General features: G+C 30.8%; 16 protein-coding genes. 7 read left to right on the top strand and 9 right to left on the bottom strand.

Annotation, left to right across the window (positions count from 1 at the left end; translation table 11 throughout):
- Positions 1–64: 64 nt before the first annotated feature.
- From CX675_RS06265 to idi, 4 genes are all read right to left on the bottom strand, one after another.
- Complete coding sequence (locus tag CX675_RS06265; RefSeq protein ID WP_130734356.1) at positions 65–391, bottom strand: hypothetical protein; 327 nt, start codon at positions 389–391, stop codon at positions 65–67.
- Positions 392–468: 77 nt separating this feature from the next.
- Entirely contained in the window at positions 469–921 is a 453-nt protein-coding gene (locus CX675_RS06260) for a peroxiredoxin (RefSeq protein ID WP_130734355.1), read from the bottom strand.
- A gap of 3 nt (positions 922–924) precedes the next feature.
- Entirely contained in the window at positions 925–1,335 is a 411-nt protein-coding gene (locus tag CX675_RS06255; RefSeq protein WP_130734354.1) for a 6-carboxytetrahydropterin synthase, read from the bottom strand.
- A gap of 42 nt (positions 1,336–1,377) precedes the next feature.
- Positions 1,378–1,905 carry an isopentenyl-diphosphate Delta-isomerase gene (gene idi / locus CX675_RS06250; RefSeq protein ID WP_130734353.1) on the bottom strand — a complete coding sequence of 176 codons (528 nt, stop codon included), beginning with the start codon at positions 1,903–1,905 and terminating at the stop codon, positions 1,378–1,380.
- A gap of 317 nt (positions 1,906–2,222) precedes the next feature.
- Between idi and CX675_RS06245 the strand changes: the two genes are divergently transcribed.
- The gene (locus CX675_RS06245) at positions 2,223–2,645 is read left to right on the top strand and encodes a hypothetical protein (RefSeq protein ID WP_130734352.1); all 423 of its coding nucleotides are present in this window, start codon (positions 2,223–2,225) and stop codon (positions 2,643–2,645) included.
- A 61-nt stretch (positions 2,646–2,706) separates the two neighbouring features.
- Here the strand turns inward: CX675_RS06245 and CX675_RS06240 are convergent, their stop codons facing one another.
- Positions 2,707–4,266, bottom strand: a complete 1,560-nt coding sequence (locus CX675_RS06240) for an NAD(P)/FAD-dependent oxidoreductase (protein ID WP_130734351.1) — start codon at positions 4,264–4,266, stop codon at positions 2,707–2,709.
- Positions 4,267–4,304: 38 nt separating this feature from the next.
- Entirely contained in the window at positions 4,305–5,354 is a 1,050-nt protein-coding gene (locus tag CX675_RS06235; RefSeq protein ID WP_130734350.1) for a DUF2891 domain-containing protein, read from the bottom strand.
- 64 nt (positions 5,355–5,418) lie between these two features.
- On the opposite strand from CX675_RS06235, the gene CX675_RS06230 reads away from it, so the two are divergent.
- Positions 5,419–5,658, top strand: a complete 240-nt coding sequence (locus CX675_RS06230) for a hypothetical protein (protein WP_130734418.1) — start codon at positions 5,419–5,421, stop codon at positions 5,656–5,658.
- Here the strand turns inward: CX675_RS06230 and CX675_RS06225 are convergent.
- Positions 5,646–6,518 (bottom strand): AraC family transcriptional regulator, encoded by an 873-nt coding sequence (locus CX675_RS06225; protein WP_130734349.1) that lies wholly within the window; start codon positions 6,516–6,518, stop codon positions 5,646–5,648. The genes CX675_RS06230 and CX675_RS06225 overlap by 13 nt on opposite strands.
- A gap of 82 nt (positions 6,519–6,600) precedes the next feature.
- Here CX675_RS06225 and CX675_RS06220 point away from each other — a divergent pair, with 82 nt between their 5' ends.
- A complete protein-coding gene (locus tag CX675_RS06220) occupies positions 6,601–6,963 on the top strand; it encodes a DUF983 domain-containing protein (protein WP_130734348.1) in 363 nt (120 codons plus the stop codon).
- Positions 6,964–7,040: 77 nt separating this feature from the next.
- Here CX675_RS06220 and recQ read toward each other — a convergent pair whose 3' ends face one another.
- Entirely contained in the window at positions 7,041–9,236 is a 2,196-nt protein-coding gene (gene recQ / locus CX675_RS06215; protein ID WP_130734347.1) for a DNA helicase RecQ, read from the bottom strand.
- Positions 9,237–9,322: 86 nt separating this feature from the next.
- Here recQ and CX675_RS06210 point away from each other — a divergent pair, with 86 nt between their 5' ends.
- The 4 genes from CX675_RS06210 to lptB all read left to right on the top strand — a co-directional run bounded on the left by CX675_RS06210 (position 9,323) and on the right by lptB (position 12,406).
- The gene (locus CX675_RS06210; RefSeq protein ID WP_240723605.1) at positions 9,323–10,288 is read left to right on the top strand and encodes a KpsF/GutQ family sugar-phosphate isomerase; all 966 of its coding nucleotides are present in this window, start codon (positions 9,323–9,325) and stop codon (positions 10,286–10,288) included.
- A complete protein-coding gene (gene tatC, locus CX675_RS06205; RefSeq protein ID WP_130734345.1) occupies positions 10,288–11,112 on the top strand; it encodes a twin-arginine translocase subunit TatC in 825 nt (274 codons plus the stop codon). The genes CX675_RS06210 and tatC overlap by 1 nt, the downstream gene beginning before the upstream one ends.
- Before the next feature lie 3 nt (positions 11,113–11,115).
- Positions 11,116–11,469, top strand: coding sequence for a carboxymuconolactone decarboxylase family protein (locus tag CX675_RS06200; protein WP_130734344.1), 354 nt, complete (start codon positions 11,116–11,118; stop codon positions 11,467–11,469).
- 130 nt (positions 11,470–11,599) lie between these two features.
- Positions 11,600–12,406, top strand: a complete 807-nt coding sequence (lptB, locus tag CX675_RS06195) for an LPS export ABC transporter ATP-binding protein (RefSeq protein WP_130734343.1) — start codon at positions 11,600–11,602, stop codon at positions 12,404–12,406.
- Between the two features lie 79 nt (positions 12,407–12,485).
- Here the strand turns inward: lptB and CX675_RS06190 are convergent, their stop codons facing one another.
- A complete protein-coding gene (locus CX675_RS06190) occupies positions 12,486–14,126 on the bottom strand; it encodes a S8 family serine peptidase (RefSeq protein WP_130734342.1) in 1,641 nt (546 codons plus the stop codon).
- Position 14,127: the final 1 nt, after the last annotated feature.

The following is a 14,127-nucleotide window of genomic DNA, read 5'->3' as shown; positions in this document are numbered from 1 at the left end:
AATGGTTATGTATGTCATTTTATTAACATATCTATTTAGACAAACAGCAAAAGAATTAGGCCACTTATTTAAGTTTTGAAATCATTACCAAAAAGGCAATTGCCACAAGAATTATATATCCTGAAAAATAAACAGACGGTATTTTAGCAGCCTCATTAATTTTAAAAAGCTTATTTTTAGCAGTACTAGTTAACTCATAGGGTTTAAGGTCTCCCTTTTTACATTTAGAACAACTCACCATCGTTCTTTTTTCTGAAGGAAAAACAAAAAATTTTATTACAAAAATCTTTAAATAAACATCCACTAACAAATCAGCTTCTTCATTACAAACTTTACATTTCTCCTCTTTAATAACTCCTTGAGAAATTTTTCTTTCAACTGTTCCAATCATAACTAACGTTTAAGAAAAACAAAAATAAAAACTTAATCAGCTAAAAAAATTTTTCTTCAATTTATTTTGTAAAATAATTATACTATTTCTTTAATCTTATCTTTTGCAATTGTGATATGATTTTTTGCAGACATGCTATTGTGAATATAAACTACAACTCCATTAGAATCTATAATATAAGTGACTCTTCCTGGCAACAATCCTAACAAATTAGTAGGAACATCAAATAATTTTCGAATAACTTTATTTGAATCAGATAGCAAAATAAAAGGAAGTTTGTGATTTTGGGCAAACTTTACATGCGATTTTTCAGAATCCCCACTAATACCAATTACCTCAGCCCCTAAGTCTTTAAAATCCTCATATTCATCTCTAAAACTACAGGCTTGAGCTGTACATCCTGGAGTATCATCTTTAGGATAGAAATAAAGTACTGTTGGTTTTCCTAACTGTTCACTCCAATTAAACACTTCTCCATGTTGATTTTTTGCTGTAAAATGAGGTACTTTATCTCCTACTTTAAGTGCCATACTTTAATTCCCTTTATAAGTTACAAAATTACGTGGTGTTTCATACAAAACCACTTCTAAATCCATTTTTAAATTAATATAAGGACGCAATTTATTCCAAATCACCACTGCTATATTTTCGGCAGTAGGATTACGATTTTCAAAATCAACAACATCTAAATTTAAGTTCTTGTGATCTAAAACGTCTTCTATATGTTCTTTGATTAAATCTGATAAAATTTTAACATCTATAACAAATCCTGTTACGGGATCAATCTCACCAGTAACACTTACTATCAATTCATAGTTATGACCGTGATAGTTAGGATTATTACATTTTCCAAAAACTGTAGTATTTTTTTCATCTGACCAATCAGAGCGATGCAATCTGTGTGCAGCATTAAAATGGGCTTTCCTTGAAACTGTTGCTTTCATTGTTAGTAAACTCTTCTTTAGAATTATAATGGCTAAATAATATTATAATTTATGATTTTCTAAGTAATGATAAAACTCATTAAAAATTATTTTAAACCATACAGTGTAACTATCAGGATTAGCCAGCATATCTTCTTTAATGTCTTCAATTTTCATCCATTTCCAATTCGCAACCTCCTCTTTATTAATAATTGGATCTTCATTATATTTTCCTATCATTACATGATCTAATTCATGTTCCGTTAATCCATTATCAAAAGGAGCTTTGTATATGAAATGAAAAAGTTCTTTTAAATCGGTTACAAAACCCATTTCTTCCATTAAACGCCTCTTTCCTGCAACAACATTTGATTCGCCTGCTCTTTGATGGCTACAACACGTATTAGTCCATAACAAAGGAGAATGATATTTTTGAGCTGCTCTTTGTTGTAACATCACTTCGTTTTTATCATTTAAAATAAAAACAGAAAAAGCTCTGTGTAAAAGTGCTTGTTCGTGAGCTGCTATTTTTTCCATTAAACCAATAGCTTCATCGTTTGTATCCACTAAAATAACTTTTTCTTCTCTCATAAATAATCTATTTATGTTTCAAAAATACAAAAAAAGTTTGGCATCTGTTTTAGTTTAAAAGTTTGTGAGAATATTAACAATTGTATAATTCACCCTTTAAAAAACCTTTCTCATCAACTAAAAAAAGAGGCAAAAGACTACTAATTAAAAAGTTAAACAGAAACAAACACCCACTTTATTTTATTTTTCAAATTATAAAAATCACTATAAATCGTGATTCCTAAGTTTTGAAACATATCTTTCTTTGCAAAGAACAATTTATGAATAGCAAATCATTCATAAAAACAAACAAATACTAACATTAAAAATTTAAAAAAATGATTTACGGAATTACATTAATTATTCTAGGGTTATTGGCAGCACCATCATTATTATTAGCAAAAAAACCAAATGCAAAAGAACTTTTAGACAAAATAACTCCTTATCAAGGCTGGATTGGTTTAGTTTTCTGTTTTTGGGGTGTATGGGGAATTATTCAAGCTGTTTTAAATATGGGACTATTAACTACATTCCCTATTTGGTGGATTACATGGTTAGCCTCTTCAGCAGTAGAAGCCGTTTTAGGTTTTATACTTGGTTATGGAATGATTAATCAGTTTTTCTTATCAAAAAATGAAGAAGCAAAACAAAAAGGCGAAAAATTATTAGCAAAATTAGCTCCTATTCAAGGCAAATTAGGACTAGCTGGTATTGCTGTTGGCGTTTGGGTAATTTTAGCCAGTCTTTTCTTTTATGCCTAAATAATTTTAATTAATTGATTGCAAAACCATAGTCTAGACTATGGTTTTTTTATTCCTATATTTATGCTAAACTTTCTGCAATTTTAATAGCGCACTTTTCGCCATCAATAGCTGCAGAAATAATTCCACCAGCATAACCCGCTCCTTCTCCACATGGATAAAGTCCTTTAATTTGCAAATGTTCCAATGTAAATACATCTCTAGGAATCCGAACAGGTGAAGAGGTTCTACTTTCAGGAGCATGTAAAACTGCTTCATTGGTAAAATAACCTTTCATCGATTTTCCAAATTGCGCAAAACCCTCTCGCATGGTTTGGGTTAAAAAATTTGGAAATACCTCTCCAAGTTCTACAGAAGTAGTTCCTGGCACATAAGATGTTTTTGGAATACTATCAGAAACCTTTTTTTGAGAAAAATCGACCATTTTTTGAGCAGGCACTTTTTGAGTTTGTCCAGCCAAATACCACGCTTTCTGTTCAATTGCTTTTTGGAATTCCATTCCAGCTAAAGCACCGAATTTTGCAAATGGTTTAAAGTCTTCTAATTTTAACTCAACCACTATTCCTGAGTTTGCAGTTACCTGATCTCTTTTTGAAGGCGACCATCCATTAGTAACAACCTCTCCTGAACTTGTTGCACATGGCGCAATAACACCACCTGGACACATACAAAATGAATACATTCCTCTACCAGCTACTTGTTTCACTATGGCATAAGGAGCTGGTGGTAAAAATTCGCCTCTAAAATCGCATGAATATTGAATTTTGTCTATTAATTCTTGTGGATGCTCTGCACGAACTCCTAATGCAAAAGGCTTAGCTTCTATTAAAATTTTCTTTCTATCTAATAATTCAAAAATATCTCTTGCAGAATGACCCGTTGCTAAAATGATTTTGCTCACAGAAATAGTACTCCCATCTTGTAATACAACTCCTTCTACTTCATTATTTTTAATTAGAATATCTGTAACTTTAGCTTCGAATAAAACTAATCCTCCACACAATCTTATTTTCTCACGAATATCTTGTATAATTTGAGGCAATTTGTTAGTTCCTATATGAGGGTGAGCCTCAACTAAAATTTCATCAGAAGCTCCAAAACCAACTAACAATTTTAAAATTCTATCAACATCTCCTCGTTTTTTGGATCTCGTATACAATTTCCCATCAGAATAGGTACCAGCTCCACCTTCTCCAAAACAATAATTGGATTCTCCATTAACAATATGATCTACATTTATCGCTTTGAGGTCTCTTCTTCTTCCACGTACATCTTTACCTCTTTCTAAAACAATAGGTTTTAATCCTAATTCAATTAATTGTAAAGCGGCAAACAGTCCTGCAGGACCAGCACCCACAACGACCACTTCAGGAGCATGAGTAACATCTGGATAATCTGGCAATTCTATTTTAGTTTCAACAAATGGTTCGTCTTGTAAAAATACGTTGGCTTTAATATTAATTTTAATTGCTCTTTGTCTTGCATCAATAGATCGCTTAATGACCACAACTTTTTGAATCTCTTTTGGGGAAACCTGAAATAATTTAGCTACATGATGAGTTAGTAACATTTCATTTGCAGCTACTTCTGGTGATACTTGAAATTGAAATTCGCGTGGCATTCTTTATTATTTTTTTTGCAAAAGTAAACATTTTGTATTTAGTTTTTGACCTCAAATGCTCGCAAAGCAAAAGAAGCCAACCAATGTTCCCCTTCATAATTCCCATCTACCACAGAAGGTAATGAAAATTGTAAATGTTGTGTTGCAATAGGCTTTAAATGGGAAAACAATTTAGGATATTGATGACTCAAATTATATAGATTCCATGCTCTACTAAAATTCAACCCGTCTAAATGCACCAAATGACCATCTGTTCTATCTGAAACCTGAGCAGGTTGCCATTGAAAATTCTTTTTAAATAATTGAGGAGCAAAATCTTTCAACCAATCGATAAATTCTTTTTCAGATAAAATTCGTTGCATTAATCCAATTTCCTCTAGACAAGGAGACAAAAAATCGGTGCCGCTTGGTTCCCAAGTAAACGGGCAATTTTCATCCGAACCATACAAACGCAAGGCATTTTCCTTGATTATTTTTTGAAACAAATCGTTTCTTGAAAAAACGGCATAATCCCAAGCATTCGTTAATCCAAAAGCAGTATTTGAATGCGTTCCTACTCGAATAGGATACAACAATTTCGGTAAAAATTCAATATATCTTTCGATTAATAAATGGGTTAATGGTTTTAAATTTTCAGACAAAGGTTTTGCAAAAGGCTCATCACTTTGTTCCAACTCCAACTGTAATTTCAACAACCAATTCCAGCCATAGGTTCTTTCAAAAGACTTTTCATGTGGTTTCGCAAAATAAAACATTTCTTGTTCAATATTTTCTTTTGACAAGTTGGTTTGCAACTTTTGAATAATTACTTCTCTGTGTCCTAGATTACTAAAATTATTCAATAAATACACCAAACTCCAATGTCCGTGAACAGAAGAATGCCAATCGAAACAACCATAAAAAGAAGGATGCAATGTTTTGGGAGAAGCCAATTCCGAATCGTCTTTTAACAACTGATTCAATTTATTTGGATATTCTTGTTGCAAACATTTAATAGGTAAGCTCGCTAAATGATTCGCTTGATCCAAAGTTAATTCTTGTGAAAATAAAGAATTTATTCCAAAAATTAAAAAAAGAAAATATTTCATAAGACAAAGTTTTTCCAAATTTAATAAAAACTTACCTTTGAATTTCATTTATAAGAGGGTGGTTATTATGCGAAAAATAAAATTAATTTGGGATTTCAGAGGCATGGCTGCGGCTAAGACAGCTGAACATCATGAAATTCATTTAAAAGAGTACATTCAAATTGAAAAGTTACCTATAAATATAACCGGTTGGTTCTCTATAAATGAAATGCATGCTATAGCTTATATGGTTGTTGAAGAAAAAGATATGATTGTTGTACGAGATGCTTTGAAACCACATCGAGGAGAGGTTTATAATTCTTGACTTTTCATTTTTTGGACAAACTCTTTAGTCGTAATTCCTTCTCTTTTTTTAAACAATTTGATGAAATAATTAGGTGAAGTAAATCCTAACTCGTCAGCAATTTGATTAATAGACAGTTTTCTTTCGACCAATAAACGTTTTCCTTCTAGAAGCAAGCGTTCAGTAATAACATCGGTTACTGTCTTATCTAAAATAGATTTTGTAATTCTATTGAGGTGCTTTAATGTAATTGCCATTTTATCTGCATAAAAAGAAGGCGCTTTTTCCTTTTTATAATACTTTTCTAGCAAAGTTTCAAATCGCTTTAATTTCAAATTATAATTAGAATTGCTATTCTCGTTTTGAGGTTGATAACACCTTGCAATTTCAATATGAATAATATCTAGAAGATTAATTAATTTATTTTTTCTATAAATCAAATGATGCTCTTTTTCTTCTAGCATTAAATCAAAATAAATTTCCAATTGCTTCCGTTTTTCATCCGACAATATCGTTTCTGGATTGTTTTGAAAAGACTCAAAAAAAGGATAGTTTTCAACACTTTTATTTTTAAAGTATAAATCAAAAATTTCTTTAGTATAAAAAATGATGTATCCTTCTATATTATTAGATAGTTTCCAAGAATGCATTTGTCCTGGTTGCATTAAAAACAAGCTACCTTTTTGAATGGTGTAATTTGTAAAATCTATCGAATGCATTCCATTTCCTTGCGTAAAAAGCACCAATAAATAAAAATTATGTCGGTGCAAATCCTCTATAAAACGATGTCGTTTCAAATGATTGGCAAACGAATTTACATAGAAATTATTTTTAAAAATGGTTTCTTCAAAATTTTCAATCTTATAAACAGGATAAATCATAAATGTCTTTTTTGTACACTTTTTTGCGAAAATACAAAACCTATGCTTAACAAAAGAGTTTTAAATTTGCACTAAAAAAGAAATGTTACACAATATTCTTCCTGTTTTAAAAAATAAATGTCCGAATTGTACCAAAGGAAAGGTTTTTAAAAACGGATTATTTAATTGGGGGTTTGGATTTCCAAAAATGAATACAAACTGTCCAAACTGTAATTTTAAATTTGAAAAAGAACCCGGTTTCTTTTTTGGTGCTATGTTTGTAAATTATGCTTTAGGTTGTGGGGAAGCTCTAGTGACCTATTTTATAGCGAAACCATTTTTCAAAGCTACTTTTGATTTACGGATTTTTCCAATTATTGGAATTGTAATCTTAGCTTTATCTATTTTTAATATAAAACTGTCGCGTTTAATTTGGATTTATATCTTTAAAAATTACAAAAAATAAAAAAACCGTTCAAAAACACTATAACAAGAAATGGAATTCTTGCCTTACGATTTTTGAACAGTTTTTAATGTTGTTCCTTAGTTAGCGACTTCGCTAATAAATTTAATACGCATTAAACGCAATTCTTCGGTATCGTAATCACCGTCAAATTCTTTCAATGCATCTTTAATATTATCCGATTCAGATTCCATAAAATAATCGTGAATTTCTTCTTGTTGATCTTCATCTAAAATATCGTCAATCCAATAATTAATATTTAATTTGGTACCAGAATATACAATTTGTTCCATTTCTTTCAACAAACCATCCATATCTAATCCTTTGGCTTTGGCAATATCATCTAAAGCTAATTTTCGATCCACATTTTGAATGATGTATAGTTTTAATCCAGAATTAGCTCCTGTAGATTTAACTACTAAGTCATCAGGTCGAATGATATCATTATCTTCAACATATCGAGCAATTAACTCCACAAAATCTTTACCATATTTTTTAGCTTTTCCTTCACCTACTCCATGAATATTACCTAATTCTTCAATAGAAATTGGATATTTTAAAGCCATATCTTCTAAAGATGGGTCTTGAAACACAACAAAGGGTGGCACTCCTAATTTTTTGGCTACCTTTTTTCTCAAGTCTTTCAACATACTCATCAACGCTTCATCTGTTGTACCAGATGATTTAGCTGCTGCCACTATATTTTCATCATCAGTTTCGCTATATTCATGATCTTCAGACATCATAAAACTTTCTGGATTTTTAATAAATTCTTCTCCTTTAGAAGTTAATTTGATTACACCATAGGTTTCTATATCTTTTCGAACATAACCCGCGACTAAAACCTGACGAATTAAAGCCATCCAATATCTTTCATCATGATCGCTTCCTTTGCCAAAAAAAGGCTGATTATCAATTTTGTGCGCTTTTATTATCGCATTTATTTTTCCTGTTAATGCTAAAATAATTTCTTTAGATTTAAACAGTTGTTTTGTCTCATTAATTACAGATAATAATAATTGCACTTGATTTTTGGCTTCAATTTTCTTTTTCGGGTTGCGAACATTGTCGTCCATATCAGCACCTTCTCCATTTTCTAAATCAAATTCTTCTCCAAAATAATGCAATAAATATTTTCTTCTAGACATTGATGTTTCGGCATATGCGACTACTTCTTGTAATAAAGCATACCCAATCTCTTGTTCTGCCAATGGCTTTCCAGCCATGAATTTCTCTAACTTTTCGATATCCTTATATGAGTAATAGGCTAAACAATGCCCTTCACCTCCATCACGACCTGCTCTACCTGTTTCTTGGTAATAACTTTCTAATGATTTTGGTATATCATGATGGATCACAAATCGAACATCTGGTTTATCGATTCCCATTCCAAAAGCAATTGTGGCTACGACCACTTCTACATCTTCCATCAAAAACATATCTTGATGTTTGGCACGTGTTTTGGCATCTAGTCCTGCATGATAAGGAACAGCACTAATTCCATTAACCTGTAATAATTGGGCAATTTCTTCTACTTTTTTACGACTCAAACAATAAATCACTCCTGATTTACCTTTATTTTGTTTTATAAAGCGAATAATATCTCCTTCTATGTTTTTAGTCTTTGGACGCACTTCATAAAACAAATTAGCTCTGTTAAAAGAAGCCTTAAATGTATTTGCACTAGGCATGTCCAAATTTTTCAAGATATCTTCTTGTACTTTTGGAGTGGCAGTTGCCGTTAATCCAATAATTGGGATATCCCCTAATTGCTTAATAATAAATTTTAAATTTCTGTATTCTGGTCTAAAATCGTGTCCCCATTCAGAAATACAATGTGCTTCATCAATAGCAACAAAAGAGAGTTTTACCCCTCTTAAAAACTGTATATACTCTTCTTTGGTTAATGATTCTGGAGCAACATACAACAGTTTGGTTACTCCTGATGTGATGTCATGTTTAACTTGATTAATTTCTGTTTTGGTTAATGAAGAATTTAATACGTGGGCAATACCCGATTCGGAACTGATACCTCTAATGGCATCTACTTGGTTCTTCATTAAGGCTATAAGAGGAGATACAACAATAGCAGTACCTTCTAAAACTAGCGCAGGAAGTTGATAGCATAATGATTTTCCTCCACCCGTAGGCATAATTACAAAAGTATTATTTCCATAAATAATACTATTAACAACTTGTTCTTGAAGTCCTTTGAATTGGTTAAACCCGAAATATTTTTTTAATTCTTTGTGTAAATCAATTTCGTTTGGTTTCATTCTCTATTAATATGATTTTACCTAAATTTGCAAACATAAAGATACAATTTTCTTTAATAAAACAAAACATTAATCTATTTAATACTTTGGACACAACAACAACCATTTTAAATTCGGCAAGAAACACTATTTTAACAGAAAGTAAGAGTATTGCTAATTTAACAGAGTATCTTACAGAAGATTTTGCAAAAGCTACTGAAATTATCTATAAATCAAAGGGAAGACTAGTTATTACTGGCATAGGAAAAAGCGCTATTATTGCGCAAAAAATAGTAGCTACGTTGAACTCTACAGGAACACCTTCCGTTTTTCTTCATGCTGCTGAAGCCGTTCATGGAGATTTAGGTATGGTATTGCCTGACGATGTTATTATTTGCATTTCAAAAAGTGGTAATAGTCCTGAAATAAAAGTTTTGGTACCTCTTTTAAAACGTTTTGGCAATACTTTAATTGGTATGACGGCTGATTTAAATTCTTTTTTAGGAAAAGAATCGCATTATGTTTTACATGCTTATGTAGAAAGCGAAGCCTGTCCTAACAATTTAGCTCCTACAAACAGTACAACAGCGCAATTAGTTTTAGGTGATGCTTTAGCTGTCGCTTTAATGGAGCTTAGAAATTTTAAAAGTGAAGATTTTGCCATTTACCATCCAGGTGGTGCTTTGGGTAAAAAATTATTATTACGTGTGAAAGACATGTTAGATACAACACATACACCTCAAGTTGCTCCAAATGCGAGTATAAAAGAAGTAATTGTCGAAATTTCTGAAAAACGATTAGGCGTTACAGCTGTAATTGAAGCAGGGAAAGTTATAGGAATAATTACGGATGGAGACATTCGTAGAATGTTGAATACGAATGATACTTTTACACATTTACAAGCAAAAGACATCATGACTCACAATCCAAAAAACATCTCATCTTCTATTTTAGTTGCTGATGCTTTAAGTATTTTAGAAAACAATGCAATTACCCAATTAGTCGTAATAGATGAGGGTATTTACAAAGGAATTTTACACTTACATGATATTTTAAAAGAAGGAATTGTATAATGGCAAAGAAAAATTTAGGCGAGATGTCATTTTTAGATCATCTTGAAGAATTAAGATGGTTATTAATAAGAAGCACAGTAGCAATCTTGGCTTTTTCGGTAGTGGCTTTTTTCTTTAGTGAGTTTATTTTTGATCAAATTCTTTTTGGCCCCAAAAACCCTAGTTTTTTTACTTACCAATTCTTCTGTGAATTAGCACAAAAATTTGGTCTAGATAAAAGTTTGTGTGTCACAGAAATTAACCTACCCATTCAAAACAGAGAAATGGGCGGTCAATTTTCGATACATATGTGGACTTCCATAACCGTAGGATTTATTATTTCATTTCCTTTTGTTTTATGGGAAATATGGAAATTTATTAGTCCAGCATTATATGAAAACGAGAAAAAATATGCTTCTGCATTTATTATTATTTCCTCGTTATTGTTCTTTATGGGTGTGCTATTTGGTTATTACTTAATCGCGCCTTTATCGGTACAATTTTTTGCTAGTTACATTGTGAGTCCAGAAATAAACAATTCCATTGATATTGACTCTTATATCAGTCTAATGAAAACATCAACGGTAGCCAGTGGTTTATTATTTGAATTACCCATTATCATCTATTTTTTAACCAAAATAGGACTAGTAACCCCTCAGTTTTTAAGAAAATACCGAAAATACACTTTAGTTATTGTATTGATTTTATCTGCCATTATTACACCTCCAGATGTATTAAGTCAGGTTATTGTTTCAATACCAATTATGATATTATATGAAATTAGTATTTTCATAAGTGCAGCTGTAGTAAAAAAACAAATTACAACAACCGATTTAACAACCTAATTTATGTCAAATTTAGTTCAAGAATTTAATGACTATCGTGCTAAAATGAATGAAAAATTATTAGCCGACAACAACAAAGTAATCAAAAGAATTTTTAATGTAGACACCAATGCATATATGGCTGGTGCCTTAGACGTTAAAACCAAAGAACTTCTAGGTTTAGTTGCTTCTGCGGTCTTACGTTGTGATGATTGTATTAAATATCATTTAGAAACTTCATACAAAGAAGGTATTACCAAAGAAGAAATGATGGAAGCTATGGGAATTGCCACTCTAGTTGGCGGTACTATTGTAATTCCACATTTAAGAAGAGCGTATGAATTTTGGGAAGCACTTGAAAATGAGCCGATGATTTAATGTGTTAAAATGTCAATTTACAATTAACAAATAATTGGCACATAGGCGAATTGCCTAGTTAACACATTATTTATTATTTTTACAAAAAAACTGGCACATTGCCTCATTGTCTAATTGACACATTATCAAAATGAAATTAAGAGCAGAAAATTTAATAAAAACCTATAAAAAGAGAAGTGTTGTAAAAGGAATTTCCGTTGAAGTAAATCAAGGTGAAATTGTAGGTCTATTAGGTCCTAATGGAGCTGGAAAAACGACTTCTTTTTATATGATTGTAGGTTTGGTAAAACCAAATAGCGGTACTATTTTTTTAGACGATATGGATATTACTAATTTTCCCATGTATAAACGTGCTCAAAATGGAATTGGATACCTTGCTCAAGAAGCTTCCGTTTTTAGGAAATTAAGTATTGAAGACAACATTATGAGTGTTTTACAATTAACTTCTCTTTCCAAAGCAGAACAAGAAGCCAAAATGGAAGCCTTAATTGATGAATTTGCTTTGCAACATATTCGTACCAATAGAGGCGATTTATTGTCTGGTGGAGAAAGAAGACGCACCGAGATTGCAAGAGCATTAGCTACTGACCCTAAATTTATCTTACTAGACGAACCCTTTGCAGGTGTTGACCCCGTTGCTGTAGAAGATATTCAAAGAATTGTGGCTCAATTAAAAAATAAAAATATTGGAATTTTAATTACTGATCACAACGTACAAGAAACACTTGCCATTACAGATAAGACCTATTTAATGTTTGAAGGTGGTATTTTAAAAGCAGGAAAACCTGAAGAATTAGCAGAAGATGAAGTAGTACGACGTGTATATCTTGGACAAAATTTTGAATTAAGAAAGAAAAAAATTGACTTTGAAGCACCTAAAACCACTATTATTCATGGTAAAGGGGAACTTTTAAAACAAGAAGAAAATAAAGAATAAAGAGTACTGTTTAATACTCTTTTTTTATTTCTTTGGTATAGTAAAATATTTTAAAAAGAAATACAGTAATTCAAAATTTTCATTTCTTTTTACTTATTTCTTCTGCCATTTTCATGGCGTTATAGGTGTTTAAGATTTTTCCTGACTTACATAATTCAGAAAAAGGAACTAATTCGTTTTCTGTGCCTGGTTTAATAACTTGTTTATCTATGGTTACGCCCGATTGTAAAATAATCTGTTTTACTTCTTGCACGGTTAAATTGGTATAATACAACCAGATTAAAGCAGCTGTGCCAGAAATCATAGGTGCAGCTAATGATGTGCCAGAGTCATATTTGTATTGATTGTCAGGAATTGCAACATATATGTCTTCGCCTGGTGCAAAAATATCGACGTTGTTTTTACCGTAATTTGAAAATGGAGAAACTATAGTACTATCAATTCTTTTAGAAATAGAGCCTACATTAATACAATTATTAGAAATTTCAACTTCTTCCCACATGTAAGTATCTCTAGGGTAAGTAATTTCATTATCTATATTCTTACTTTGATTAGCAGCACATAGAACAATTAATACATTGTTTTCTTCGGCATACTTTATTGCTTTAGATACCCATTCTTGATGTAATGAAAATTCTTTACCAAATGACATATTAATTACTTTGGCACCATTATCAACCGCATAATAGATTGCCATAGCTATGTCTTTATCATTTTCGTCACCTGATACAGATGTGATTAAAGGCATCAATTTAATATTTTTATGAAAACCTGATGTTCCAATATTATTTCTACTGTTTGCTGCAATTATACTTGAAACTTCTGTGTTGTGATATTGCAAATCTTTAAAAGAGTTAAGAAAATTATTGCCATAACCTTTTTCAAGCTTTTCTGGATTATCTTTTATGTATTTTCTATCTACAAAATCAACATTTAGATTTTGCATTATTATAGAATCTAATTCATTTTTTTTATGAACAATATGTTCCAATTTAGTAAAATTCTGTTGATAATTAACAATCATATAATGAATTAAAGAACCTAGGTCAGTGTCATTATCATCTCTTCTTTGCCAATATGGTTTATCATTAATTTTGTGTTTTTTAAATAAGCTATCTAAATCAGATATATTATAATTTTCTTTTGGAAAAAAATATTTCAGAGTGTCTTTACTTTTCGAATAAACCTCTATATTAAAAGTTAATGATTTTCTCCAATTTGAATAATAATCTAAATAATATTCTAGGTAATTTTTTGCATAGGTATATTCATTAAAATCATTTTGTAGGTTAACCTCAATATCTTCTTTCTTTTTGTTTTTAAAAATAGAATCGTATTTTCTTACGATTCTAGTATATTCAAAATTTCCATATATAAAATAACCTCCATTAGGTTTTCCTACAAAGTGCCATCCATTAATGTCGTCTATATAACCGTTTTTATCATCATCAATTCCATTATGAGGTATTTCACTTTTATTAATCCAAAATTGATCTTGTAAGTCTTCATGTTCAAGGTCAATTTGTGTATCTAAAGTTGCAACAATTATTTTATTAGATATGTGTTTTTTATTTTCTTTCTTCCATTTCTCTAAAGAAGTTCCATGAAAATTATCCAAAATAAAATCCTTATGATACCATAAATCTTTATTGCCGGAACTTGATAGATGAGATTGAGCAAAACAATTTGAAACTAAGAATAACAAACCATACAACTTCATG

Origin of the sequence: Flavobacterium sp. J27, assembly GCF_004303025.1 — a bacterium.
Classification (GTDB): domain Bacteria; phylum Bacteroidota; class Bacteroidia; order Flavobacteriales; family Flavobacteriaceae; genus Flavobacterium.
This window is presented reverse-complemented; position numbering and strand designations above follow the sequence as displayed.